Source organism: Streptomyces sp. MMG1533 (genome assembly GCF_001279775.1).
Lineage (GTDB): Bacteria > Actinomycetota > Actinomycetes > Streptomycetales > Streptomycetaceae > Streptomyces.
Window position 1 is genome coordinate 13261 of record NZ_LGDG01000215.1, and the last position, 24988, is coordinate 38248.

General features: G+C 70.2%; 21 protein-coding genes and 3 pseudogenes. 9 read left to right on the forward strand and 15 right to left on the reverse strand.

Features of this window, described 5'->3' with window-relative positions; translation table 11 throughout:
• Positions 1–35: 35 nt before the first annotated feature.
• The gene (locus ADK57_RS22740) at positions 36–1628 is read right to left on the reverse strand and encodes a PucR family transcriptional regulator (RefSeq protein ID WP_078973277.1); all 1593 of its coding nucleotides are present in this window, start codon (positions 1626–1628) and stop codon (positions 36–38) included.
• Between the two features lie 295 nt (positions 1629–1923).
• Between ADK57_RS22740 and ADK57_RS22745 the strand changes: the two genes are divergently transcribed.
• From ADK57_RS22745 to ADK57_RS22750, 3 genes and pseudogenes are all read left to right on the forward strand, one after another.
• Positions 1924–2772 carry a transposase gene (locus tag ADK57_RS22745; RefSeq protein ID WP_159050126.1) on the forward strand — a complete coding sequence of 283 codons (849 nt, stop codon included), beginning with the start codon at positions 1924–1926 and terminating at the stop codon, positions 2770–2772.
• Between the two features lie 323 nt (positions 2773–3095).
• A complete protein-coding gene (locus ADK57_RS50020) occupies positions 3096–4103 on the forward strand; it encodes a hypothetical protein (RefSeq protein ID WP_159050127.1) in 1008 nt (335 codons plus the stop codon).
• 242 nt (positions 4104–4345) lie between these two features.
• Positions 4346–5069 (forward strand): annotated as a pseudogene (locus ADK57_RS22750) (transposase).
• A 261-nt stretch (positions 5070–5330) separates the two neighbouring features.
• Here ADK57_RS22750 and ADK57_RS22755 read toward each other — a convergent pair.
• Positions 5331–6338, reverse strand: coding sequence for a hypothetical protein (locus tag ADK57_RS22755; RefSeq protein ID WP_053751369.1), 1008 nt, complete (start codon positions 6336–6338; stop codon positions 5331–5333).
• Between the two features lie 172 nt (positions 6339–6510).
• Positions 6511–6666, reverse strand: a pseudogene (locus ADK57_RS52520) (helix-turn-helix domain-containing protein); the annotation flags it as partial.
• A gap of 192 nt (positions 6667–6858) precedes the next feature.
• Between ADK57_RS52520 and ADK57_RS22760 the strand changes: the two are divergent.
• On the forward strand, positions 6859–7503 hold the full coding sequence (locus ADK57_RS22760) for a CBS domain-containing protein (RefSeq protein ID WP_053751370.1): 645 nt from the start codon (positions 6859–6861) through the stop codon (positions 7501–7503).
• 188 nt (positions 7504–7691) lie between these two features.
• Here ADK57_RS22760 and ADK57_RS52525 read toward each other — a convergent pair whose 3' ends face one another.
• Positions 7692–8582, reverse strand: coding sequence for a universal stress protein (locus ADK57_RS52525; RefSeq protein WP_078973278.1), 891 nt, complete (start codon positions 8580–8582; stop codon positions 7692–7694).
• Positions 8482–9366: a universal stress protein gene (locus tag ADK57_RS22770; RefSeq protein ID WP_199830656.1), complete on the reverse strand. Its 885-nt coding sequence runs from the start codon at positions 9364–9366 to the stop codon at positions 8482–8484. Before ADK57_RS22770 ends, ADK57_RS52525 begins: the two co-directional genes overlap by 101 nt.
• 267 nt (positions 9367–9633) lie before the next feature.
• On the opposite strand from ADK57_RS22770, the gene ADK57_RS22775 reads away from it, so the two are divergent.
• From ADK57_RS22775 to ADK57_RS22790, 4 genes are all read left to right on the forward strand, one after another.
• Complete coding sequence (locus ADK57_RS22775) at positions 9634–10506, forward strand: universal stress protein (RefSeq protein ID WP_053751373.1); 873 nt, start codon at positions 9634–9636, stop codon at positions 10504–10506.
• A 263-nt stretch (positions 10507–10769) separates the two neighbouring features.
• Positions 10770–13541, forward strand: a complete 2772-nt coding sequence (locus ADK57_RS22780; protein WP_324612203.1) for a cation-transporting P-type ATPase — start codon at positions 10770–10772, stop codon at positions 13539–13541.
• A complete protein-coding gene (locus ADK57_RS22785) occupies positions 13538–14197 on the forward strand; it encodes a potassium channel family protein (RefSeq protein WP_053751374.1) in 660 nt (219 codons plus the stop codon). The genes ADK57_RS22780 and ADK57_RS22785 overlap by 4 nt, the downstream gene beginning before the upstream one ends.
• On the forward strand, positions 14194–14850 hold the full coding sequence (locus tag ADK57_RS22790; RefSeq protein ID WP_053751375.1) for a potassium channel family protein: 657 nt from the start codon (positions 14194–14196) through the stop codon (positions 14848–14850). Before ADK57_RS22785 ends, ADK57_RS22790 begins: the two co-directional genes overlap by 4 nt.
• A gap of 4 nt (positions 14851–14854) precedes the next feature.
• On the opposite strand, the gene ADK57_RS22795 is transcribed toward ADK57_RS22790, so the two are convergent.
• The 4 genes and pseudogenes from ADK57_RS22795 to ADK57_RS22805 form a co-directional block, all read right to left on the reverse strand.
• Positions 14855–15475, reverse strand: a complete 621-nt coding sequence (locus ADK57_RS22795; RefSeq protein ID WP_199830657.1) for a V-type ATP synthase subunit D — start codon at positions 15473–15475, stop codon at positions 14855–14857.
• Positions 15472–15816 (reverse strand): hypothetical protein, encoded by a 345-nt coding sequence (locus ADK57_RS52025; RefSeq protein WP_420711883.1) that lies wholly within the window; start codon positions 15814–15816, stop codon positions 15472–15474. Before ADK57_RS52025 ends, ADK57_RS22795 begins: the two co-directional genes overlap by 4 nt.
• Positions 15817–15882: 66 nt before the next feature.
• A pseudogene (locus ADK57_RS22800) lies at positions 15883–16874 on the reverse strand (V-type ATP synthase subunit B); the annotation flags it as partial.
• Entirely contained in the window at positions 16871–17818 is a 948-nt protein-coding gene (locus tag ADK57_RS22805; RefSeq protein ID WP_234390376.1) for a hypothetical protein, read from the reverse strand. The gene ADK57_RS22805 and the pseudogene ADK57_RS22800, both read right to left, overlap by 4 nt.
• A 21-nt stretch (positions 17819–17839) precedes the next feature.
• On the opposite strand from ADK57_RS22805, the gene ADK57_RS22810 reads away from it, so the two are divergent.
• The gene (locus ADK57_RS22810) at positions 17840–18208 is read left to right on the forward strand and encodes a CBS domain-containing protein (RefSeq protein ID WP_053751376.1); all 369 of its coding nucleotides are present in this window, start codon (positions 17840–17842) and stop codon (positions 18206–18208) included.
• 25 nt (positions 18209–18233) lie between these two features.
• Here the strand turns inward: ADK57_RS22810 and ADK57_RS22815 are convergent, their stop codons facing one another.
• The 6 genes from ADK57_RS22815 to ADK57_RS22840 all read right to left on the reverse strand — a co-directional run bounded on the left by ADK57_RS22815 (position 18234) and on the right by ADK57_RS22840 (position 24910).
• The gene (locus ADK57_RS22815) at positions 18234–18485 is read right to left on the reverse strand and encodes an acyl carrier protein (protein ID WP_234390378.1); all 252 of its coding nucleotides are present in this window, start codon (positions 18483–18485) and stop codon (positions 18234–18236) included.
• On the reverse strand, positions 18482–19939 hold the full coding sequence (locus ADK57_RS22820) for a 2-oxo acid dehydrogenase subunit E2 (RefSeq protein ID WP_053751377.1): 1458 nt from the start codon (positions 19937–19939) through the stop codon (positions 18482–18484). The genes ADK57_RS22815 and ADK57_RS22820 overlap by 4 nt, the downstream gene beginning before the upstream one ends.
• Before the next feature lie 2 nt (positions 19940–19941).
• Positions 19942–20940, reverse strand: coding sequence for an alpha-ketoacid dehydrogenase subunit beta (locus tag ADK57_RS22825; RefSeq protein ID WP_053751378.1), 999 nt, complete (start codon positions 20938–20940; stop codon positions 19942–19944).
• A 2-nt stretch (positions 20941–20942) separates the two neighbouring features.
• Positions 20943–22025: a pyruvate dehydrogenase (acetyl-transferring) E1 component subunit alpha gene (gene pdhA, locus ADK57_RS22830; protein ID WP_199830658.1), complete on the reverse strand. Its 1083-nt coding sequence runs from the start codon at positions 22023–22025 to the stop codon at positions 20943–20945.
• Entirely contained in the window at positions 22022–23812 is a 1791-nt protein-coding gene (acsA, locus tag ADK57_RS22835) for an acetate--CoA ligase (RefSeq protein ID WP_053751379.1), read from the reverse strand. Before acsA ends, pdhA begins: the two co-directional genes overlap by 4 nt.
• Positions 23813–23881: 69 nt before the next feature.
• Positions 23882–24910 (reverse strand): alcohol dehydrogenase catalytic domain-containing protein, encoded by a 1029-nt coding sequence (locus ADK57_RS22840; protein WP_053751380.1) that lies wholly within the window; start codon positions 24908–24910, stop codon positions 23882–23884.
• Positions 24911–24988 lie beyond the last annotated feature (78 nt).

Consider the following 24988-nt stretch of genomic DNA (forward strand, 5'->3'; position numbering starts at 1 on the left):
TCGATAGCTGTATGTCCGTCCAATGCGGAACCGGGTCAGCCGGTGGGAGGCAGCCGCAGTTGGAGCATGGCCAGCAGACGCTGGTCGGGTCGACTGAGATCGAGGCCGGTCAGCTCCTCGGCCCGGCGAAGGCGGTAGCGCAGCGTGTTGGGGTGCACATGGAGCTGGGCCGCGGCCGCCCGCATGTCACCGAAGGAGTTCAGGTACGTCAGGAGGGTCTCGGCGAGCCGGCCCCGGTGCCGGCGGTCGTGCGAGACCAGGGCGGTCAGGCGTGGATCCCGTATCTCGGGGTGGGCGGCAAGCAACGTCAGCAGCTCGCTGACCAGCACTTCCGCCTGGATGTCCGGCAGCGCGGCGACCGCGGCGGACACACCGGCACTGACCATGGCGTCGAGGATGCGGTCGGCCTCGCGACGTGAGTCGGGGACGTCCCCGAGGCTCGGCACCAGGCAGCCGACCGAGCCGCGCAGCGGCAGGCCCAGGTGGCGGCGCGCGGCGTCGGTGATCTCCTGGGCCCAGCCGCGCAGCGTGTCCGTGTCGATGCCGCGGGGCAGCTGGGGCAGGAGCACGTAGATACGGGGATCGACCTGAGTGACCAGGGCGCTGCGGTGCCGGGCGGCGATGTGTACGGAGACCAGGTTGGTGACCTCGGTGTGGGTCAGCTCCGGTGCGGCCACGACCTCCGGGGTCTCGTACGCCTCGGTGGTCCCGTAGGAGAAGCCCAGCACGGCGGCCGGGCGGGTGGCGTCGAATCCCAGATGGGTGGCCAGCGGCTGCGGTCCGGTACTCCCGTCCAGGAGTCCGGCCAGGAGGGTCCGGGTGAGCGTCACGTCGTCCGAGAGCTCCCGACGACGGCGTACGAGATGGAGCGCTGCGACCCGGGCGGCACCCAGCAGTGCCTGCTGCGAGCGTTCGGACAGCGGAGTCGAGCCCTCCTGCACCCAGATGGTGCCCAGCTGCCGGTCGCCGGACCGGATGGCCACCGCGAGCCGGCGGCGGATTCCCAGCTCCGGATGACTGTCGATACCGATCACCTCGTCGCTGGAGTGCAGGTGCTGGAACACGCCCCACTCGCGCAGCTTCGCCAGATACCCCTCCGGTCCCTGCCAGCCGAGGATGGAGCGCCGCCGCAGGTCGTCCGCCTCGTCGGAGTCGGTGGTGCGGGAGTAGGCCAGCACCCGGTGGGCGGCGTCCTCGATGCTGACGATGCCGCTGGTGAGGATGGCGGTGGTCTGGGCGAGCGAGAACAGGTCGCCCTCCTCGGCCCCTTTGCCGGGGTCGCCGAGCGGTGCGTCGTCGAGGGCGGCCCGGGCCAGCGCGTTCACCTGCTCCCAGCGTGCTTCGCCGCGCAGTGAGAGCAGGGCGACCCCCGCCTCGGCAGCGGTCTCGCTGAGCGCCTCGGCCTGGCCGGGCCCGTCCAGCTTGACCACGACGGCGGCGGCTGCGTCCCGCCCGGCGGCCCGCAGCGCGGGAAAAGCGGCCCGGCCGCGGGCACCGATGACGAGGACCAGCTCGCCCGGCTGCGCGGTCGGCGGATCCTCGGGATCGAGCAGCGCGACCCCACGGATCTCGACGTCCAGCCCCGCGGGAGCGGCCTGCACCTCCACCAACGAGTCCCCCAACGCCATCAGCAACTGACGCAGGCTGATGCTCGCTGCGGGGGGTACGAGGGGTGCGGGGTGAGATACCGCGGCCGGATCCATGATCGTCGCCTCTGCTGGGAGCCACGCCGGAGCCTCTGATGCTATCCGCAGGGGCGACGGGGAACGCACAGCAGATGGTGGCCCCTCTCCCCCATCCATCACTTCTTCTGCTTCTTAGGGCCACCGCCGTACACCAACAGGGACAGGCCGGCGGTGGCGGAATCCGGGCTCACGGTGTCGCCCGTGGCCGTCCACGCCACGCCCGTTGGTCAGTTCGCGGATGCGCGCGGGCACCGCCGTCCCTCCACCGGACCGTGAGGCCACCGGCACGCAGACCGCCGACAGCGAAGCCGGGCTGCCCTTCACCGTGCTGCCGACCGGCCGTAGAGCGGAGCGGATGCGGGCCCAGCATGCCCTGGTCCACGGCCTGTTGAGCGAGGGTATGGGCTTGCGGGCCATCGCCCGTCACCTGGGCTGGGGGCGGCACACCGTTCAGCGGTACGCACGGGCGGACCGCTGGCAGGACATGGTCACCGGACGCCGAACGCGTTCCAGCCGCCTTGACGTGCACCAGCCCTACCTGCAAGGACGCATCGACGAATCCGATGGCGCGATCACCATCAAGGAACTGCGCGAAGAACTCGCCGGCCGTGGCCACCGGGTGCCCTACAGCAGTCTGCGTGACTGGGCCCGCAGCCGCCTGGAGTGGCCCGACGCACCGGCTCCGGCCTCCGCGGGGCCGTCCGTGCGCACCGTCGTCGGCTGGATCACCCGCCACCCCGACACCCTCACCGAAGACGAAACCACCCAACTCAAGGCGGTCCTCGACACATGTCCTGAGCTGGATCAAACCTACCGACTTGTACGGGACTTCGCTCAGATGCTCGCCCGGCGCACCGGCGCCGACCTGCCGGACTGGATCAGTGCCGCCCGCACCACACGGCTCCCCGGGATCACCGGATTCGCTCACGGGCTCACCACCGACCTGGAAGCCGTGATCGCCGGACTCACCGTGCACTGGAGCTCCGGCGGCACCGAGGGGGCCGTGAACAGGGTGAAAAAGATCAAAAGGCAGCTCTACGGCCGGGCCGGATTCGAACTGCTTCGCAAGATGATCCTGCTCCGGTGACCCTCAGCGATCACTCCCCAAGAAGTCGTAAGTGCGGTGAGAGTCACGCTTCAACGCCATGGATTGCGGTGGATACCGTCGAGGTCGATGCGCGCTGTGGGGTACGGGCAACGAGTCCTCACATCCCTTACGTCGAAGTAGCGACTGCTGTTACGGTTTCGCCGTTTCTACTGGTCAGCAGGTTGTCCAGTTCGACGATGACGAGGATCATGTGGGCTCGGGCAGGACATCCCTGAGTCAGCGTTCGCCAGCGAGGGGGCTCAGTGCAGACATCATCGAGGGGGCGGACGGTGGTACGCGCTGTCGGCAGACCGATAAGGTGGTTGAAAGAGAATCACAGCGATAAACGTAATCCGGCATCAATACTCAATCGAGCTGTAATTGATCTCAATATTGAGATTGACGTAACGCACTCTCGGGCCCTGCTTCAGAAGGTTCATAGGTTCAATAAGGAAGATCCGGCGTTCTTCGCAGCGGTCGGCCTGATAGGCATAACAGGTGGGGTTTTCCGCGCCCTCGGACCGACCTTGATATGGGTCGCGGATGCCGCCGATTCGATGGGCATCGGGAGGCTGGCTCATTCTGCGTACCGGTACGGCCACCTAATTGAAGCAGCAAGCGACGGTCCCGTGAGCGCGAGTAAATCGTTAGCGATAGCCATTACGCTTGGATTATTACTCTCTGGCGCGATAGCGATTCTCGTCCTCGTGTTCCTCGGTCGTTGGTCACCGACCCACAGGTACGCGTTGAACGTAAGCATCGCGCACGCGCTTTCCGCCTGCGCGACTTTGCAGCAGCGGCCGGCGCTTCTCAAAAAAGTAGCCACCATTCGTCGCATCGATCAGTTCTGCTGTCGGGTGGAGAGAAATATTCTCCGGGTGCCCTATCGGAGGGGGACAATACCCCGTCGATCTCCTCGGCGCGCATCGGTGGCGCACCATGCTTCTTTGGTTGCTGGAGCTCTCCGCATGCAGCTGAGAGAATTGGATCGTGACCCGGATGTAGCGTCCAGTAAACTTTCCGCTATGCTTGCCGAAATCGGCGAACAGTACGCGAAAGGAAGAATCGGCGCCCTTCTCGATGAAGAAGCTCTGGTCGATGTCGTTCCCGTTTCAAAGGCCAGAACAACCTTGCGCGAGTCCGTTCATGTCGCAGCAGTGATCCTTTCGGCATTGGCTGCAACACTGATCGCTAACGCCTTGATGCCGGAAAGTGTCGTATCAGATAGTCTGCGCCCCTGGTTCTTGGTCGGCACTGCGGCCGTCTCGGCGATTTTGATCGGGGGCTGGCCCCGGGTCTCTCGGCTTCTTGAAGTGTTTCCGGGAAAATAGCACTGCTCTTCATTTGCAGCGATTACTCATCACACTGAGGCAGCGCCAGATGCCCTCTTCATCCCGATGCCGCCCTGGCCATGATTAGGTTGCCTCGGTATGGGCGATTCCGGTCCATGAGGTGATCGTGCCAGGCGGAAGCTGCGATGCGCAGGGGGATGGGACGATGCGGCAGAACCTTGAGTTCCTGCGCCGACGTACGCGGCGTCACTCGAGCCCACTCCCTCGCCATCGAACCCGGCGTGGCTGGTGTGATTACGGCGTCGGAGCCGTCTTGGATAACGCCGTTCTCCGGACTGAGCCCGCGCCAGTTCGACAAGTTGGTGACCGCACTGCGGCGTGAGGGTGCCGACACGGTTCGCCGGGGACGGCCTTGGAGTCTGAACCTGGAGGACCGGGTGCTATTGGTCGTGGCCTACTGGCGTACGAACTTGACGATGCGCCAGCTGGCCCCGCTGTTCGGGGTCTCGAAGTCCGCGGCGGACCGGATCGTTCGCCAAGGACTCCGTGCTGATCGTGGACGGCATCCTGGTGCCCACCCGCGACCACGAGGTAGCCGAGCAGTCGAAGAATTACCGGTACTCCACCAACCACCAGGTCGTCGTCGACGCCGACACCCGCCTGGTGGTTGTGGTCGGCCGACCACTGCCGGGCAACCGCAACGACTGCAAGGCATGGGAGGAATCCGGCGCCAGGGCCGCAGTCGGCCGCACCACCACGATTGCCGACGGCGGTTATCCGGGCACCGGACTCGTCATGCCCCACCGGCGCCGCAAGGGCGAAGACCTGCCCGACTGGAAAGTGGCGCACAACAAGTCGCACAAACAGGTCCGCGCCCGCGTGGGACACGTCTTCGCCCGGATGAAGTCCTGGAAGATACTCCGAGACTGCCGCCTCAAAGGCGACGGCGTCCACAACGCCATGCTCGGCATCGCCCGCTTGCACAACCTCACCCTCGGCGGATAGCCGGACGGCCTTCAGCGCACACCCGAAGATCATTTACGGGACAACCCTTAGCAGAGGTGCTCGGGCCTCGCGGCAAGAACAGGTACCGGGCCGCGAGCGCGGGTCGGCGCCGCTCTCGGCGGAGGCAACTACTGAAGTTGAACGCGTGATGTCGTTCAGTCATGTGTGATCAGGGGGTGTCCTGGTCCCAGCTGCGACTCGGTCCACGACTACGCCGTCTACGTCGAGCTCAACGTCTGGGTCCGCACTACCTCTGACGGGTCAGCATCCTCGGTCGTAGATCGCCCGCAGCCACGGTTCCCTGACGGCTGGCATCCGCGCGAGCGTGTACCGGAACGCCTCCCCGGACGGCTGGAACGGGTACCACGGGTGCTGCGGCAGCGGGTCGTCCCGCTCCACACCTGCCGGCAGCCCGCCGACCACCGGCAGCCGGGTCCGGTGTGGTGGGAAGGCGAGCTCGGCCCAGAGCGCGGCATCCATAGGTACCGGCACCGCCCCGGCACGCGGCTGCCACATGTCTCCGGTCTGCGGATGGACCGGCACCAGCACCAGGTCAGTGGTCGGCTCGCCGAATCCCGGTCCCGCCAGGTCCAGCCGCTTCGCACCTTCCCCAGCGGGCAGCAGCGCGCCGAGTGCCCGGCCGAGGAGCTCCGCGACCGGCCCGGGCGCCACCTCGACCGGCGTGCCCCCGGCGGCCACCACCACCTGGGCGAGGGCCACGCCCGCCGGGATGTCCCGGTACTCGCTCAGCCGGTGCCACAGCGCGCCGGTCGCCAGCAGCTCCGCCCAATCCATGATCGGCCGCTCCGGCGGGCCGGGCAGCCGCACTACCGCCTGCGGGACGAGCCGGACGACCTGCCAGCACCCGCAGTCGTCCATCCTCGTTCCAACCAGCAGATCGCAGCCCAGGCAGGCAAGGTTGGGCCCGTCCCTCCCGTCGATCCCCATGCAGTAGCCCCCGGCCCGCCCGAGGATCAGCCCGGTGCCGCGCATGTCGCCGGGCGCGAGGAGGACGGTGTCCGACGGTCCGTTGGACAGCGCGCCGAACGGCGCGAAGCGCCCCCGCTCCGCCGCCTCGTGCGCCCCGACCTCGTCCCACTGCCGCCACGGCGGCCCGTACGGCGCAGGGTCGACGGCGTAGGAGCCGGCCTCCAGCAGTGGCGGGTGCAGCGTCTCCCAGTGGGTGTCGGCCAGGTGGATCGGCAACGCCACCTCCGACACCGCCGCCGTCAGGACCGCACCGCAGCCCGCACACCCGAACACCGCCAAGCTGTCCCCTCCCGCCCTCGAAGTCCCTGCATCCCACCAAGCAGGCGGACCGGGGAGCAAGGGGTTTTCAGACGACGCTAAACGCCCCACGGATAGGCAGAGCGGGCGTCGACGTCCCGGTCGCAGCATCAGGAAGCCGGAAGCCGCGCCGGACTGAGCCGCTGAACGTGATTCGTACTGTCTCCACCGATCGCTCGCTGACCCGCAATGCAGTAGCGATCTCCCGGTTCTTCTCCCCGCCCTCGAAGCGTTCCACGGCCTGCAACCGGATCCGCTCCCTCGCGGCCCTCCCTGCATCGGTCAACCCACCGCCCTGCGCGTATCTCACACCCAACGGCTACCGAAGCCGTGGTGCCGCTGTCAGGCAAACGGCTCCGACATCACTCAATCAAGTTCAGTAGCGTGCGCTCCTCGTTCGCCCGGCCCGTGCGCCCAGGACGCGTGAAATGCAGGCGCTCTCCAAGGGGCGGACAGTGGAGAGAGAACCTGTCCCGCGAGCGCCTGAGGAGGGAGCAGCGACATGCTGCATCGACTGGTCGGAGACCTCATGACCACGGCCGTGGTGAGTGTGCGGCGGGACATGGGCTTCAAGGACATCGTCCAGCACCTCACGGAGCACGACATCACTGCGGTGCCCGTCGTCGACGATCAAAGCCGCCCGATCGGCGTGGTGTCGGAGGCGGACCTGCTGCGCAAACAGGAAAGCCAGGCGGATCCGGGCGGACACCTGACCGCCGCGCATCTGCTACCCACAGAAAGCGCCAAGGCCCACGCGCTGACCGCCGAGGAGTTGATGACAAGCCCCGCCGTCACGGCGCGGCCCCAGTGGTCGGTCGTGGAGGCGGCTCGTGCCATGGCCCGCCATCACGTCAAGCGGCTACCCGTCGTTGACGACGTCGGCCGGCTGGTGGGCATCGTCAGCCGTGATGACCTACTGCACGTCTTCCTGCGGCGAGACGTCGCCATCCAGGAGGAGATCACGACGGATGTGCTGACCCGAACCCTCGGCCTGCCATCCGGCGAGGTCACCGTCCGGGTCGCCGACGGACGGGTGACGCTCAGCGGCACCGTGCCGCAGGAAAGTCTCATCCCCATCGCAGTACGCCTCTCCGAGAGCGTCGATGGTGTCGTCGACGTCACGAAACACCTCCGCGCCGAGAACTAGACCACAGCCGGTGCACCAGGGCGGTGACCCTCAGCCTGCTCCATGACCGGCTGGCGAATCGGCCGGTTCGGCTGGCCGAACGCTGGGAAGCCCACAGAGACCGCATGCCCGTCAGGTCGTCCGTCACAAGTCCTTGTCCCTCGCCCGGGAGTCACCAGACGAAGCTGCCTTCGAACTGGAGTCGATGATCACCGGCCGGTCCGAGTGAGCAGCCAGGTGCAGCCCCCGGGCCCCCGGTCCCCGGGAACAAAGCCTCCCGAACTCCTGAGAGGTCGCGAACCGAGTATCAGCATTTCAGCACCGGCCGCCTCTCGGAGGAGCACCTTGCGCGGATCCCCCTCCAACTGGACCTCCAGGATGTCCAGCTCGCTGTGGACCATGTCCCGCTGAGCCTGTTCAGAGATCAGCCGGGACTCCCCTTCCCGCGGCGCGGCGGTCGAGACCGGTGTTGTCTCCCCGGAGGGACGGTCCGCACTCAAATGCACCAAGGACAGCGGAAGATTACGGTACAAGGCTTGCCGCGCCGCCCAGTCCGCCGCCGCCAGGCCGGCCGGCGAACCATAGTTTGCTGCGACGCGCCGATTCATGTGGTCTTCCCCTTTCGATAGGGGTGTCATCGGCGCCAGCTGCGTCCGCACGTCGCAAGCCGACTCCCCGTACGGACAACGTCGTCGCAATGCCGGCGCTCCCATACCAGCCTCCCTGCCCCGCCCACAGGACGCCGGCGCCGACCGGATCCGTCGGGACGGGCGAAGCGCTGCCAACCATCCCGCAGCGAGGCCGCCACTGCTGTCCACAAGGGAAGTGCACCAGCAGCTCAAGAGCCGGGCGCCCCCTTGTCCAACTGCAACCAGTGACCGATCCGGTGACCTGCTGCCGGTGCTGCCCGCCGCGGCCCTGGCCATGGTCACGGCGGCCACCAAGCTTGAAGCCACCGCGCACAGCGGCATCGGGAATCCGTCACGAACCGCCCTGCCGTCATGGCCGCTCCCTTGCTCGTACGACGGCGACGGGACAGTGCGCGTGGTGCAGCAGTGCCTGGCTGACCGAGCCGAGCAGCAGGCCCGTGAAGCCGCCATGGCCGCGGGCGCCGACCACGACGAGCTGCGCGTCGCGGGTCGCCTCGATCAGGGCCGGGCGAACACGGGATCGCACCAGGCGCCGCTCCACGGCGAGCCGGGGATGGCGCTCCTGCCACGGGGCCAAAGTCTCGTCCAGCAACTGCTGCTCCTCCTGGCGGAGCCGCTCGATGTCCACCACCGCGTTCAGAGGATCACCAGGGCCCTCGTAGGCCCGCTCGCTCCGGGTGTTCCAGACGTGCAGCGCCACCAGGCCCACGCCGCGCAGCGACGCCTCGGCGAAGGCGAACTCGACGGCGGCCTCGCCCCCCGGTGAGCCGTCGACCGCCAGGAGCACGGGACCGCTCGGGTCAGGCCCGCCGCGCACCACCAGCACCGGGCAGCGGCCGTGCGCGGTCAGATGCACGGCGGTGGAACCGAGCAGCAGGCTGCCGAACGCCCCGAGGCCTCGGCTGCCGACCACGACGAGCGAGGCGGTCCGCGACTCGATCTCCAGCACCATCAGCGGCTCGCCGACGGTGACCTCGCGCGTCACGTCCACCTGCGGCACGGCTCTGCGGGCTCGCTCCTCAGCCTCGATCAGCGTGCCGTCCACCAACTCCCGCACCCCCGCCATCGCCGGATTCCACGGGGGTCCGCCGGGCGGCAGATGCATCGACGGCCACCCGAAGGCGTGCACCAGCCGCAGTCCCACGCCGCGCAGCCCGGCCTCACCTGCCGCAACCTGCACCGCCTCGAAGCTTGACGGCGAGCCGTCCACTCCCACGACGACCGGGTCCATCACGGCACCTCCATAACCCGGCGGCAGACCGATCCGGCCCGCCGCCGACCGCCCCCTCTCCCTCCTTCCAGGCTCCACCAGGCTGCGACGCCCCGCATCAAGTGGCCGCACATCGCGCGGTCGGCCGGCTCGGCCACTCGGCCTGGCACCGCAAAGCCACGAACCGCCGGATCAGCCCCCGCGAGGCCGTGACGTGGCGGCTCCCGACGGCTGGGGTCACGCTGGAAGGACAGTTGAAGGACGGCGGCACGGGAATCTGCTGGAGGTGGCATGAGCGGTGCGCGCGGGCGTGAGCCGGTCGTCGTGGGTGTCGACCCCGATCCCTCGAAGCGGCTGGCACTCGCCTGGGCCGCCGACGAGGCGGAACGCCGTGGCCTGCCGGTGCGGCTCGTCCACGCCCAGGGTATGCCGACGGGTGGATACCGCACGGGCGAGGCACGGCCGTCCTGGGAGGAGTGGAACCGGACTCTGCACGAAGCGGGTGCCGAGGTACTCAAGGAGGCGGTCGCCTTCGTCGAGTTCCGGCAGCCGACGGTGGACGTGTCGACGCTGCTGGCGGAAGGAGAGCCCGCGTGGGTTCTGCGCGAGGAGGCGCGGAACGCCTCGCTGGTCGTGGTGGGTTCCTGGCACCTGAGTACCCGGCGCGAAATGTTCAGCTCCGCCTCCGTGGCGATGCCTGTCTCCGCCCACGCTCCCTGTCCGGTCGTCGTCGTTCCGGAGCCAGAGCACATCACCCAGGAGCCCGCGTACTTCGTCGTCGGCGTGGACGGCAGTCCGCACGCGGCCGCGGCGGTGGACGTGGCGTTCGAGGAGGCGGCCCTGCGCGGAGCGACCCTCAGGGCCCTGTACGTGTGGCATCCGCCGCTCCTCGGTGTCCTGGACGAGGACGCCGCTGTGCGGGAGTGCCGCCGGGTGCTGTCCGAGACGGTCGCGGGCCGGACCGCGAGGTACCCGGGAGTGGAGTTGCACCACCAGGTCGTCCTCGGCCACCCGGTGCGGGTCCTGACGGAAGCCTCGGAACACGCGCTGGGCCTGGTCGTGGGAACCCGCGGGCACGGAGGTTTCACGGGCATGCTGCTGGGCTCGGTGAGCCAGGGAGTGTTGCACCACGCCCACTGCCCCGTCATCACGGTCCCGGTGTGAGACGCCGAACGGCGCCATCCCCTGCCCCGTACGGCCCTGGTGACGCCGGACGGCCCGTTCCACGATGAGAGGGCGCTGCCGCTCAGGGGCGGCACACCGGCCGGACGGCCGCCGAACTCACTGGAGTCCGTGATGGAAGCCTCACGCAAGGCCCTCCGCGCGATCCGACCGGCTCCGCCGGAACCTAGGGCCTCGGCGCCGTACGGGTTCGGATGATGCGCGCCGGTACGGACCCGCTGGTACCAGGCGGAGGGACGGACGCGGTGGTCGACGCCACGTCCGGTTCCGGTCCGCGTCCTCCGGTACGGGAACTCACCGCCGGTGAGGTGTTCACCGATCTGGGCACCTCACGGCGCGGCTTATCGGCGGATCGGGCACGGGCGGGGCTGGAGCGGTACGGGGCCAACGAAATGCCGCGTACGAGGCGCCGCCCCGTGTGGCGGCAGCTGGGGGCACAGTTCACGGACCTCTTCGCGGTCGTGTTGGTCGTCGCGTCGGGGATCACTTTCCTGGCCTACTGGCTGGAAGAGCCGCGTGACGTGGGCACTCTTCAGCTCGCGGTGGCGATCCTGGGCGTCGTGGTGCTGAACGCCGCCATCGGCTTCGCGCAGGAGTACTCGGCCGAGCGGACGGCCCAGGCGCTGGAGGCGATGGTGCCCCACGCCTGCCGGGTGCTGCGCGGCGGCAGGCGGCTGGAGGTGCCCGCCCGGGACCTGGTGCCGGGCGACGTGGCGGTGCTGGAGGCCGGGGACGCCGTGCCGGCGGACTGCCGGGTGGTCGAGGCGCACGAGCTGGCGGTGAACAACGCGCCGTTGACCGGGGAGAGCAACCCTGTGAGCTGTACGGCCGATCCGGTGTCGGCCGGGTCGCCGCGGGAAGCCCGCAACTGCGTCTTCATGGGAACCGACGTCGTCGCCGGATCCGGACGCGCCGTGGTCTACGCCACCGGTGCGACGACCGAGTTCGGGCGGATCTACCGGCTGGCCGCGGCGGCCCCGCGGCAGAAGACCCCGCTGCAGCACCAGGTGGCCTCCATGGCCCGGCGGGTGGCGGGAGCGGCCCTGGCGATCGGTGCCCTGATGTTCGCCGTACGGCTGCCCACCGGGGAGTCCGTGGTGACCCTGTTCGTGTTCGCGCTGGGGGTGATGGTCGCACTGGTGCCGGAAGGACTGCCCGCCACCCTCTCGGTGTCGCTGGCGATCGGTGTACGGCGGATGGCGCGCCGCCATGCTCTGATCAAGCAGCTGCTGGCGGTGGAGGCGCTCGGGTCGACCACGGTGGTGTGCACCGACAAGACCGGGACGCTCACGCAGGCCGAGATGACCGTCACCCGGGTGTGGGCGGGGGATGCGACGCACGCAGTGACCGGTGTGGGATACGCCCCTGGCGGGGAGGTCGCCGACGCGGCGCCGGTGCGCGAGCTGCTCCGGGTGGCGGTCCTGTGCTGCAACGCCCGGCTGGTCCCGCCCGACGGCGTGCAGCACTGGCGGGTGCTCGGCGACACCACGGAGGGCGCGCTGCTCGTCGTCGCGGCCAAGGCCGGTCTCGACGTCGGCGCAGAGGAGGCTGTGGCTCCGCGAGTCACCGAGTTCCCCTTCGACTCGGACCGCAAGCTGATGACCACGGTGCACAAGAACGGCGTGGGCTACCAGGCGTGCGCCAAGGGAGCGCCGGCGGAACTGCTGGCGCGCTGCGCCGAGATGGAGTGGGAGGGGCGGAGCGGGCCGCTGACAGAGCAGGACCGGGCGACAGTGCTCGCGGCGAGTGACGCGCTGGCGTCGCAGGGGCTGCGGGTGCTGGCCGTCGCGCGGCGGGAGCTGGACGGGCCCCACCCCGCACAGGACGAGGCCGAGTCGGGACTGACGTTCCTGGGACTGGTCGGCATGCTGGACCCGCCGCGTCCGGAGGTCACCGACGCGGTTGCCGCCTGCCGCCGGGCCGGCATCCGCATCGTCATGGTCACCGGCGACCACCCGCTCACTGGGGAGGCGGTGGCCCGGCGGGTCGGGATCGTACGGGGGCCGGATCCGGTCGTGGTGACGGGCGCCCGGCTCGACGCGATGGACGAGGAGGCGCTCGACACGCTGCTCGGCCAACCCTCCGAGCTGTTGCTGTGCCGGGTCAGCCCCGAGCACAAGATGCGCGTGGTCACCGCCTTCCAGCGGCGCGGCGAGGTCGTGGCGGTCACCGGGGACGGCGCGAACGACGCCCCGGCGCTCAAACACGCCGACATCGGCGTGGCGATGGGGGCGTCGGGCACCGACGTTGCCCGGGAGGCGGCCTCGATGGTGCTCCTGGACGATTCGTTCGCGTCCATCGCCACCGCGGTGCGGCTGGGCCGGTCCGTCTACCAGAACATCCGCAAGTTCCTGGTCTACGTCTTCAGCAGCAACATCGGCGAACTCGGCCCGATCCTGGCGGCGACGTTCACCGGGTTCCCACTGGTGCCCATCAGCGCGGTGCAGATCCTGGCGATCGACCTGGGCTCGGACGTGCTGCCCGCCCTGGCGCTGGGCGCGGAGCGTCCCGAGCCGGACGTGATGGACCGCCCGCCGCGCTCCAGGCGCGAGCGGCTGTTCTCCTCCGCGGTGGTGGGGCGCATCCTGTTCCTGGGCGGTATCCAGGCGCTCGGCGTGTGCACCGTGTTCTTCTGGCACATCCATTCCTCCGGAGTTCCCTTCGACGACTTCACCGAGGACAATCCCGTCTACCGGGAGGCCGTCACGCTGGCCCAGGGCGCGATCGTGTTCAGCCAGTTCTTCATCTCGCTCGCCGTGCGCACCGACCGCCAGAGCATCCTGAAAGTGGGACTGCTCTCCAATCCGGCCCTGCTGGCGGCCGGCGGCTTCGGCATCGCCCTCATGGCCGCGATCAGCTATGTACCGCTGCTCCAGGCCGTCTTCAACACCGCCCCGCTCGACGCCGCCGACTGGGCGGTACTGGCCGGGCTCGGGACCCTGCCCCTGATCGCGGACGAGGTCCGCAAGTGGTGGCTGCGCCGCCGCGCCGACCACCGGAAGGGAGCGCAACAGTGAAGGTGATCGTCGTCGGCTGCGGACGTGTGGGCGCCACCCTCGCCGGTCTGCTCGCCTCCGAAGGGCACGACGTGCAGGTCGTCGACCGGCGTCCCAAGGCGGCCCGGCGGCTGCCCGACAGCCCCCGCATCAGCTTCCACGAGGGCAACGGCTACAGCCGCTCCGTCCTCGAGGCCGCCGGTATCGAGCACGCGGACGCCTTCGTCGCCGTCACCTCCGGGGACAACAGCAACATCGTCAGCGCGCGCACGGCGAAGGAGACCTACCGGGTACCGAACGTCCTCGCCCGCATCTACGACCCCCGACGCGCCGACATCTACCGCGAACTCGGCATCCCCACCATCACCAGCGTCCGCTGGACGGTCCACCAGATCCACCAAATGCTGCTGCACCGCCACCTCTCCCCCGAAATCAGCTTCGGCAACGGCGAGACCCTGCTCTACCGCTCCGAACTGCCGGCCTATCTGACCGGGCGGCCGCTGACCGAGTTCGAGGTCGACGGCGAGATCCGCGTCGTCGAGGTCACCCGCGCCGGCCGCTCCCTGATCCCCACGCACAGCACGCCCGCGCGGGCAGGCGACCTGGTCACCTTCGCCGTCGCCGCGACCGCGCTCAGCAGGCTGCGCGGCTTTCTCGACAAGGAGCTGGGCACGTGAACGTGATCATCGCCGGGGCCGGACGGCTCGGCACCCAGATCGCCCAGGTGCTCGCCGCCGCCCACAACGAGGTGACGCTGATCGACGCCGACGACGACCGCGTCGCCGAACTCGAGGGGCGCGTCCCGGTGCGGCTGATCGCCGGGGACGCGTGTGAACCCACCCTTCTGGAACACGCCGGCGCTCTCACCGCCGACCTCCTCATCGCCACCACCGGGGACGACGAGGACAACCTCGTCATCAGCCTGCTCGCCAAACGGCAGTTCTCGGTGCCCCGCGTGGCCGCCCGGTTCAACGACGCCGACAACGCCTGGCTGTTCGACGGGCGTTGGGGCGTCGACGTCGCCGTCCCCGCCGCCACCCCGCTGATCTCCCTCATCGAGGAGGCCACCGGGGCCACCGACACGGTCGCCCTGCTGCGGCTCAGCAAAGCCGGCGTCGACGTCATCGAAACGGCCATCACACCGCAGTCCAGGACGGCGGGCCGTGCCCTGGGCGACGTCCCGTTGCCCGAAGGCACGGTCGTCGCCACGATCGTCCGCGACGGACAACCGACCGTGCCGGATCCGGCGGTGCGGCTCCGACCCGGTGACGAGATCCTGCTCGTCTCGCACAACGCGACCGAGCATGAGATCCACGCGGCGTTCCAGTGAACGGTCACCGCTCGGGGCTCCGAGCCGCCCAGCGCCGCCGGACGCCGTCCTCGTGCTCGGCCTGCTCCAGGGCGAGGTCGGCCCGGTCGAGCGCCTCCCGCAGGCGGGGAATCCAGTGGCGCCGTAGGGCGCGGACCCGGTGCCGGGTGCTGATGACCTCGGCGCCCAGCAGTTCGGCGGCAGCATGAGCGGCGGCGTACTCGCCGCCGGCGCGCAGGGCACGGCCGTAGGCCGCTTCGGCGTGCACGAGGGCGGTGTTCGTGGGAGCGGCGGCGGTGGGTGATCGGGCGGGTACGGACACAGCGGCCGCCGCGGGGTGGCGTACCCCCATGGAGGTGGTCCAGCGCAGTGTGACCTCGGCGGGACCGATACCCGCGGTGGCCGCGTCGAGGGCCTGTTCCCCGCCCAGGAAGAGCCCCCTCAGTAGCAAGTTCTCGGCCTCGGACAGCAAGTCCCGCCAGGCGCGGGCGGCTGACCTCTCCGCGCTCAGCAGCCGCTCGTGCTCGGAGCGCAGGATACGGAGCTTCTGCTCCAGCAGGTCGGCTCCGCGTTCGGCGACATCGAGGCTGTGCCGCAGTCGCAGCCGTCCCGCCCGACCGGGCGGCACACGGCGGGCGCCGGTCATCGGGACGCCTCCACGTCCGGTGCGTCCTTCGCCCCGTGGGCGTCGAGGAGCCCGGTGGGGAGCATGGAGAGCTGGCTGCGGGGCAGTGTGAGCAGGGCCCGCCAGCCGCGTTCGAGCGAGTCGGCGAGGCTGCGGGACTCGTCACTGCGCTGGTCGGCGAAGTCCCTCAGGAACGCCTCCTCGAAGTCGAGGTAGCGGCGGTCGGTGGAGCTCAGCGCCGCCTGGCCGACCAGGTCCGCGAGATCACGGACCTGCCGGGCTCGTGCCAGGGCGGCGAGCAGCTGGGCCGCGACGTCGAGGTGGTCGTCGCGGGTACGGCCGGGGCCGGCGCCCTTGCGCATCAGCCGGGAGAGTGAGGACAGGGCGTCCAGCGGCGGGTACACACCCCGCGCGTGGGTCTCCGGCGAGAGCACGATCTGTCCCTCGGTGATGTAGCCGGTCAGGTCGGGCACGGGATGGGTGATGTCGCCCGCGGGCATGGTGAGCACCGCAGCACGGTGACCGAGCCCGGTCGCCCGCGAATGCGTCCGCAGCGCTCGTACAAGGAGGCCAGGTCGCTGTAGAGGTAGCCGGGGTAGGCGCGGCGAGCGGGGATCTCCCCGCGGGCGGCGGAGACCTCGCGCAGGGCTTCGGCGTACGTCGTCATGTCGGTCATCACCACCAGGACGTGCCGTCCCTCGGTGAAGGCGAGGTGCTCGGCGACGGTGAGCGCGATGCGAGGGGTGAGGATCCGTTCGATCACCGGGTCGTCGGCGGTGTTCAGCAGCAGGACCAGTTCCCCGGCCGCGGACCGTTCCTCCAGGACGTCACGTACGAAGGAGGCGTCGGCGTGCGTCAGCCCCATGCCCGCGAAGACGACACTGAACGCCTCTCCGCCGACGGTGGCCTGCGCGGCGATCTGGGCGGCCAGCTCCAGATGCGGCAGCCCGGCCACCGAGAACACCGGCAGTTTCTGCCCCCGTACCAGCGTGGTCAGGGCGTCGACGGCCCCGACACCGGTGAGCACCGGTTCGGACGGCGGCTCACGTCGCACCGGGTTGACGGGGGCACCGCCCACCTCGGCCTGGTGGGAGCCGAATATGGGTGGCCCGTCGTCGACGGGGGCCCCGCGGCCGTTGCAGACGCGGCCGAGCCAGTCCGTGCCGACCGGGACGCGCAGCGGGCTGCCCGAGAAGACCGCGCGGACGCCCTGCGGGTCCATGCCCGCGGTGCCCTCCAGCACCTGGACGACCGCCAGGCCGCGGTCGGCGTCCAGCACCACGCCGTGGCGCCGTTCGCCCGAGGCGAGGGTGATGTGCGCGTACTCGTCCCAGCCGACCCCCGAGACCCCCTCGACGATCGCGAGCGGCCCCCGGAGTTCACGCACCGCCGTGTACTCGATTCCGCCGGAGAGGCTCATGACCGCACTTCTCCCAGCCGGGAGAGCATGGCGTCACGCCGCGCCGCCACCCCGGTGGCGTCGTGCGGGCCGGTGTCCTCCCGGGCACGCAGCAGCGGACCGAAGTCGACCTCCTCCACCGACGCCGCAGAAACACCGGAGTCCACCAGCTCCCGGCAGCGGCCGACGACCGCCAGGACGGCATCGGCCAGTGCGGCCGTCTTCTCCGGCCCGCAGTATGCGTCCCGTTCAGACAGCGCGCTCTGCTGCAGCACGCCCTCCCGCACCAGATGGCCCGCGAGCACTCTGATCCGCTCCCGCGCCGGAAGGGCGGCGATCCCGATCAGGTCCACCAGGTCGGCCAGCCGGTCGGCCTCCGCCAGCGCCGCCCCCACCCGGTCACGGCGCCGGGACCACGCCGGATCTCCGGCCGCCCGGTGTCCGGCGGCCAGCACGGGGACGTCCCGGGAGAAGGACCCCGCCCAGGAGACCGCCGGGTAGTGGCGGGCATAGGCGAGGTCGCGGTCCAGGGTCCACAGGCAGCGGACGAAGCGTTCGGTGTGGGCCGTGACCGGTTCGGTCATGTCCCCGCCTGGCGGGGACACCGCGCCGATCACGGTCACCGAGCCCCGGTCACCGCCGAGCGTGGTCACGGCGGCGGCCCGCTCGTAGAAGGCCGCGATGGCCGAGGCCAGTCCGGCCGGATAACCCTCCTCGGCGGGCAGCGCGCCGGTACGGGAGGCGAACTCGCGCAGCGCCTCGGCCCATCGGGAGGTCGAGTCGGCGATGACCACCACGTCCAGGCCCATGTCACGGAAGTACTCGGCGACCGTCACCCCCGTGTGGACACTGGCCTCGCGCGCCATCATCGGCATGTTGGAGGTGTTCGCGATCGTCACCGTGAGCCGCGTCGGCACGGAGCCGTCGGCAGGCTGTGGCAGCACCGCCTGTACGACAAGAGCCACGGCGACACGGCCGCCACGTTGATGACCTTCCCGCCCGTCACCGTCCACCCGGAGCAGAGGGTGGCGGACGCGGCGTGGACCGCCGCGCACGGCCGGTTGAAGCGCCTCCCCGTGACCGACCATCACGGTCGGCTCGTCGGTGTGGTGAGCCGGCACGATCTGCTGTGTGCCCTGATCCGCGACGACGCCGAGATCCTCGCCGAGGTCGAGTCCCTGGTCGGCCGACACCTGCTGGACCCGCGCGCTGTCGAAGTCACCGTGGAGAACGGCGTGGTGACCGTGGCGGGGAAAGTCAACAAAGCAGACAAAGCACTCGTCCCCGAACTGCTCGCCTCAGTGCGGGACATCGACGACGTGGTGGGTGTCATCGACAACACCGAAGCGGTCTGAGCCGTTCACGTCCACGGAGGGCACATCAGCCCGTGCGGGCGACGAGAAAGTCGGCACTGCTGGACAGTGTGGTCAGCCGGGGTGTGTCCTCGTCCTCGATGCGGACACCGGACCGTTCGCTGAGCACCTCGACGAAACTCAGGAAGTCCAGGGAGTCCATCTCCAGCGCGTCACGGAACGCGTCGTCGGGCCCCAGTGCGGCGAAGTCGGCGTCCGGGATGACCCGGGAGATCGATTCCCTCACCATTTCCAGTGCGTCGGTTCGGTTGATGTTCACAGCTGCTCCGGGTTCTGCAGGAGGTGGGTGACCGCCGTGAGGTAGCGGGCGCCGACAGCGCCGTCCGTCGCTCGGTGGTCGGCCGAGAGGGTCGCAGTGACTACGGGCCGCACGCCCAGCATGCCGTCGACGGCGCACGGCCGGTCGACCACCCGCCCGAAACCGACGAGGGCCACCTGCGGCGGGTAGATCACTCCGAACACGGCCTCTACTCCCTGATCTCCGAGGTTGGTGACCGTGATCGTGGCGTCCGACACCTCGGAGCCGCGCAGTCTGCCCGTACGGGCCCGGGTGACCAGGTCCTTCAGGGCCGTCATCAGCTGCGGGAGTGCCAGGGCGTCGGCGTGGTGCAGCGCGGGGGCGACGAGCCCTCCGCCGCGCAGCGAGACGGCCACGCCGAGGTGGACGCCCTCGCCGGCCGTGAAGTGGTCGTCGGTCCAGGAACCGTTGAGCTCGGGGACATCCCGGGCCGCCAGGGCCGCCGCCTTGAGCAGCAGGGCAGCGGGGAGCAGCCGTTCCCCGATCGAGCTGCGCCGATTGTGCTCGTGCAGCCAGTCCATCGCGGCGGCCATGTCCACGGTCGTGGAGAGGTAGTAGTGGGGAATGTCCCGGTTGGCGCGGCTCATCAGACCGGCGATCGCCCGGCGCATGGCGGTCCCCCGGTCTCCCGAGAGACGCTCGGCGGACGGACGGACCGTGGGGGCGCCGACATGCGCGGACGGGGCCTCGGCCGCAGGCCCCAAGGCCCCGTGGCGTACGTCCGCGGCACGGACGGCCGAGTCCTTGCCCGTTCCCCTCACCATGGCCAGATCGACGCCCATTTCGGCCGCCAGTCTCCGGGCGAGAGGGGTTACCCGCAGGCGCGGTTGCCGGGCGGCCGCCGCTTCCTCGACGTCGGTTCGGGTGACGCGTCCTCCGGGCCCGGAACCGTGCAGTGTCTCCAGGTCTACGCCGCTTTGCTCCGCCAGATGCCGGACCAGGGGACCTGCCTCGGTGTGGACGCCTTGTCGAGCGGTGGTCAGTACCGGGGCCGGGACCGTGGCGGGTTCGGGAGGCGGGGACGGGGGCTTGGCAGGCTCGCCCTTCTTCGGTGCGCGACGGGCCGCTCGTCGCTTCGCCGCTTTCTCGGTCTTTCCAGAAACCTCGGGTTGCCCGGCCTTGCGCGGTTCTCGGGTCGTGTGCGGTTTCTCCTCTCCTGCCGGGTGCTCGGGTTTCTTGGCCGGCACCCCGATCAGCGCGAGTGGTGTGCCCACCGACACCGTCGTGCCGGGCTCGACGAGGAGCTCGGCCAGAGTTCCGGTCTCGAAGCACTCCACCTCGATGGTCGACTTCGCGGTCTCGACGACCGCGACCGGATCGCCCTTGTGGACGAGGTCGCCGGGCTCCACCAGCCACTCCAGGAGCGTTCCCTCGTCCATGTCGGCACCGAGGGACGGCATGGTGAACTCGGCCATGGTCAGTCCACCGCCCGGTGGGCGGCCGCGACGATGTCGGGGGTCTGCGGCAGGGCGGCCTCCTCCATCTGACGGGCGTACGGCATGGGCACCTCCGCGCTGCACACCCGCTCGACGGGCGCGTCCAGTTCGTAGAAGGACTCCTCGGCGATACGGGCGGACACCTCGGCGGCGAAACTTCCCGTCCGCCATGCCTCGTCGACGACCACGGCACGGTGGGTACGGGCCACGGAAGCGGCGACGGTGCGGGCGTCGAAGGGCCGCAGCGTGCGCAGGTCGATCACTTCGGCGCTGATGCCCGCGGCGGCCAGCTCGTCCGCCGCCGCGAGGGCCTTGGGCAGCGAACCTCCGTACGTGATCAGCGAGATGTCGGTGCCGGGCCTGCGGACCGAAGCGTGATCCAGGTCAACGGGCGCGGTGGCCGGGAGGAGTTCGCCGGAGACGTTGTAGAGACTTCCGTGCTCGAAGATCAGGACCGGGTCGGGGTCCGCGAGCGCCGGGGCCAGCATGTGGCGTGCGTCCTCGAGGGTGGCGGGGGCGAGCACCCGGATGCCGGGGATGTGCGCGTACCAGCCCTCCAGGCTGTGCGAGTGCTGGGCCCCGAGCTGCCGTCCGGCACCTGTCGTCATGCGGATGACCAGGGGCACGGCCAGTTGGCCGCCCGACATGTGCAGCAGGGTGGCGGCGTTGTTGAGGATCTGGTCGAGGGCGAGCAGGCTGAAGTTGACGGTCATGATCTCGACGATCGGCCGCAGCCCGGCCAGGGCGGCGCCGATGCCGGCGCCCACGAACGCGGACTCCGACAGCGGCGTGTCGCGGACGCGTGCCGGACCGAACTCCTCCAGCAGGCCGAGGCTGACGCCGAAGCCTCCGCCGTAGCGGCCCACGTCCTCGCCCATCAGGAAGACACGGTCGTCGGCGCGCAGGGCGTCCCGCAGCGCCTCGCGCAGCGCTTCCCGGTAGGTCGTCTTCACCGCCTGCGGCCGCTCATCGTCGCCCATGGTCAGCTCACCTCCGCCGCAGCGCTGGTGACGTGGTGCAGGAGATGCTCCACCGGTTCTTCGGGCGCCTGCTCGGCCGCCTCCACCGCGTGGTCGACCTCGGCGGCGACCCGGCGCTCGATCCCGGCGAGCGTCTCGTCGACGGGCTCGCCGTCCTCGCGCATGCGGTCGAGAAGACGGGTGATCGGGTCCCGCTCCTTCCACCGCTCGACCTCCGCCTTGTCGCGGTACCGGTCCGGGTCGTACATGGAATGGGCACGGAACCGGTAGGTGCGCAGTTCGAGGAAGTGCGGTCCGGCACCGGACCTGACGGCCTCGGCGGCCCGTCGTGCGGTCTGTTCCACGGCCTCGACGTCCATGCCGTCGACGGCCCACGCGACCATGCCGTACGAAGCGGCCCGCATGGCCAGGTCGGTCTGCGCCTCGTGCCGCGCCAGGGCCGTGCCCATGGCGTAGAGGTTGTTCTCGCAGATGAGCAGCAGGGGAAGTCTCCACAGGGCCGCGAGGTTCGCCGTTTCGTGGAACTCTCCCTCGGCGAAGGCTCCGTCACCGAAGAAGCAGCAGGTGACGCGGTCCTGTCCGCGCATACGGTCGGCGAGGGCGAGGCCGGCGGCCAGCGGAATTCCACCGGCGACGATCGCGTTGCCGCCGTAGAAGCGCCGGCTCGCGTCGAACAGGTGCATGGAGCCGCCCCGGCCGCCGCTGCACCCGGTCGCCCTGCCGTACATCTCGGCCATGATGGCCTCGGCCGTGATCCCGCGGGCCAGGGCGTGGCCGTGCTCGCGGTAGGTGGCGACGACCGCGTCCTCGGGCCTGAGGGCCTCGTTGACGCCGACGGCGACGGCCTCCTCGCCGATGTACAGGTGGACGAAGCCGCGGATCTTCGTGGCGCTGTACAGCTCGACGCACCGCTCCTCGAATCGCCGGATGCGCAGCATGGCCTCCAGCAGGTCCGTCCGGTGCCCATCGGCCGAACGGGCGGACGGAGATCCGGCGCCCGTCTTCCGCCTGGTCTTCGCGGCCTTCTTGCCGACCTTCCGGGGAGCCGGGGCCTTGCGGGCGCTGGTGGGGTGGGCCGGGCTCATGAGGATCCCTCCAGGGTGGACAGGTCGCCCGTGGGCAGGCCGAGTTCGCGTGCGCGCAGCAGACGGCGCATCACCTTCCCGCTGCGGGTCTTGGGCAGGTTCTGGTCGAACACGATCTCCCTGGGTGCGACGGCGGGCCCCAGCTTGCGGCGGCCGAAGGCGAGCAGCTCACGCTCCAGATCCGGAGTCGGCGGGACACCGGGGCGCAGCGAGACGAACGCCTTGACGACGTTCCCGGCGACCGGGTCCGGCCGTCCGATCACGCCAGCCTCGGCCACTGATGGGTGCTCCATCAGCGCGCTCTCCACCTCGAACGGGCCGATGAGATGGCCGGCCGACTTGATGACGTCGTCGGCGCGCCCCACGAACCAGTACCAGCCGTCCGCGTCCCGGCGGACCAGGTCACCGGTCAGATACCAGCCGTCCACGAACGCGGCGTCGTAGCGCTCCTTGTCGTGGAGATAGCCGCGGAACATCGCCGGCCAGCCCGGCCGGAGCGCCAACTCGCCCTCGACCTCGGGGCTTCGCACCTGCGTGACCCGGCCGTCGGTGACCAGGGCCCGGCCGTCCTCGCCCTGTTCCAGCACGGTCGCCTCGACGCCGGGCAGTGGCCGCCCCATCGAGCCGGGCCGTATCTCACAGGCGGCGAAGTTCGCGATCATGATGCAGCCGGTCTCCGTCTGCCACCAGTTGTCGTGCACCGGCAGGCCCAGCACGTCCTGGCCCCACAGGACGGCCTCCGGGTTGAGGGGCTCGCCGACGGAGGCGATGAAGCGCAGGGCCGACAGGTCGTAGGAGCGCGGCAGGTCGTACGGACCCTGGCGCGGTGTGGCGCGCATCAGCATGCGCAGGGCCGTGGGGGCGGTGTACCAGACGCCGACCCGCTGCTCGCCGAGGATCCGGTACCAGCGCCGCGCGTCGTAGTCCCCCTCGTCGACGACCACCGTCACGCCGTGGACGAGCGGGGCGATGATCCCGTACGACATGCCGGTGACCCAGCCGGGGTCGGCAGTGCACCAGTACACGTCCTCGGGGTGCAGGTCGAGGGCGTACGCGGCCGTGGCGTAGTGGGCAACGACGGCCTCGTGGACGTGGACCGCGCCCTTGGGGGTGCCCGTGGTACCGCTGGTGAAGTGCAGCAGGGCCATGTCGTCGGGCGAGGTCGGCGGGATAGTGAAGGTGTCCGGGGCGGCGGCCATCACGTCGTCGAAGGAGACGGTGCCGGGCAGTTCCGCGGTGCCGGGCCCGACGATCAGGACGTGTTCCAGTCCGGGAACGGAGGCCCGCCGCTCGGCGACCTTGCGCCGGTACAGGGCCGCGGTGGTGACCAGAACACGGGCGTCGCCGAGCCGCAGCCGCTGCTCCACCGGGTCGGGGCCGAAGGCCGAGAAGAGCGGGCACAGCACGCTGGTGTTCTTCAGGGTGCCCAGCACCGTGGTGTACAGCTCGGGGCAGCGGCCCAGCAGGGTGAACACCCGGTCTCCGCGGCCGACGCCGAGTGACCGCAGAACGTTCGCGAAACGCGCCGTACGTCGGGCCAGTTCCGCGTACGTGACAGTGGAGACGGAGTCGTCCCGGGCCACGCAGCACAGGGCGACCTTGTCCGCATGCTCGGACGCCGCGTGCAGGTCGACCGCCTCATAAGCCATGTTGAGGCCGCCGCCGGGCAGCCCGGCCAGCTCGGTGCGCGCCTGTGCCCAGGTGAAGTCCGAGCAGGCTCGGCCGTAGTCGGCGAGACGGGGTGGAACGACCGATGTGGTGTCCTTGCCGATGGTTTCCCAGTGCATCGGTGCTCCTCCCAGCACTGCGTCCGATGGACCGGCCGCCCCGTTCGGGCTCCCGCTTCCGGGCTTCTCTCACTCCCGGTGCAGCGCGACCTTGAGGGCACCAGTGGTGGCGCCCTGCGAGAACACCTCGTAGGCGTGCTCCATCCGGTCGAGGCCGAGGGTGTGGTTGACCAGTTGGGAGACGGGCAGGCGTCCGAACCTCAGCAGCTCCAGCAGCCACGGAGTGGAGGACGTGTCCACCTGGCCGGTGCTGATCGTCACGTTCTTCCGCCACAGGGACTCGAGGTGCAGTGTGGCCGGTCTGCCGTGCGTCCCGATGTTGGCGATGTGCCCTCCCGCCCGGACGGCCTGGGTGCACAGGACGAAGCCGTCCGGTTCGCCCGATGCCTCGATGGCGACGTCGGCGCCCGGTCCCTCGGACAGCTCGGCGATCATCTTCCCCGGCACTTCGGCGGCATCGGCCCCCGCGCGGGCGGCGGCTTCCAGCCGGGCGTCGGACAGGTCCACCACGATGATCCGGCGGGGTGAGTACAGCCGCGCGACGGCGACCGTGGCGAGACCGACGGGACCCGCGCCCACCACGACGACAAGATCCCCAGGGCCGACGTGTCCGTTCCGTACCCCTACCTCGTAGGCGGTGGGGAGGACCTCGGCGAGCAGAAGCGCGTCGTCGAGCGGGACTGCGGGAGGCCGTCGGTGGGTGGAGTGGTCGGCGAAGGGGACCCGCACGAACTCGGCCTGGGTTCCGTTGATCTGGTTTCCCAGGATCCAGCCACCGCCCCCGCGGCATTGCCCGCGCATGGTGTCTCGGCACGCCTGACAGCGGCCGCAGGACGAGACGGACGACACGATCACCTCGTGGCCGGGGCGCAGACCGTGAATATCACGGCCGACCTCCAAGACCTCGCCCACGGCCTCGTGGCCGAGGACCGTCCCCGGTTTCACCTCAGGGAGGTCTCCTCGCAGAATGTGCAGATCACTGCCGCAGACGGTGGTGGCGTCGACGCGCACGATCGCGTCGGTCGCCTCCTCCATCTCAGGGTCCGGGGCGGTGTCCCAGGAGATGTGCCCCGGGCCGTGATAGACGAGCGCTCGCACGGTACTCACTCCCTCGCTCCCCCACCTCCACGGTCACCCCGGCGGGACACCCCGGCAACACGGACCGCCGCGTCGTCG

Excerpts from the sequence above, each read along its gene's own strand:
- ADK57_RS22740 (WP_078973277.1), bottom strand. The coding sequence starts at position 1,628 with ATGGCGTTGGGGGACTCGTTGGTGGAGGTGCAGGCCGCTCCCGCGGGG.
- ADK57_RS22745 (WP_159050126.1), top strand. The coding sequence starts at position 1,924 with ATGCGCGCGGGCACCGCCGTCCCTCCACCGGACCGTGAGGCCACCGGC.
- ADK57_RS22760 (WP_053751370.1), top strand. The coding sequence starts at position 6,859 with ATGCTGCATCGACTGGTCGGAGACCTCATGACCACGGCCGTGGTGAGT.
- ADK57_RS52525 (WP_078973278.1), bottom strand. The coding sequence starts at position 8,582 with ATGGCGGCTTCACGGGCCTGCTGCTCGGCTCGGTCAGCCAGGCACTGC.
- ADK57_RS22775 (WP_053751373.1), top strand. The coding sequence starts at position 9,634 with ATGAGCGGTGCGCGCGGGCGTGAGCCGGTCGTCGTGGGTGTCGACCCC.
- ADK57_RS22795 (WP_199830657.1), bottom strand. The coding sequence starts at position 15,475 with ATGACCGGCGCCCGCCGTGTGCCGCCCGGTCGGGCGGGACGGCTGCGA.
- ADK57_RS52025 (WP_420711883.1), bottom strand. The coding sequence starts at position 15,816 with ATGCGCAAGGGCGCCGGCCCCGGCCGTACCCGCGACGACCACCTCGAC.
- ADK57_RS22810 (WP_053751376.1), top strand. The coding sequence starts at position 17,840 with ATGACCTTCCCGCCCGTCACCGTCCACCCGGAGCAGAGGGTGGCGGAC.
- ADK57_RS22820 (WP_053751377.1), bottom strand. The coding sequence starts at position 19,939 with ATGGCCGAGTTCACCATGCCGTCCCTCGGTGCCGACATGGACGAGGGA.
- ADK57_RS22825 (WP_053751378.1), bottom strand. The coding sequence starts at position 20,940 with ATGGGCGACGATGAGCGGCCGCAGGCGGTGAAGACGACCTACCGGGAA.
- pdhA (WP_199830658.1), bottom strand. The coding sequence starts at position 22,025 with ATGAGCCCGGCCCACCCCACCAGCGCCCGCAAGGCCCCGGCTCCCCGG.
- acsA (WP_053751379.1), bottom strand. The coding sequence starts at position 23,812 with ATGCACTGGGAAACCATCGGCAAGGACACCACATCGGTCGTTCCACCC.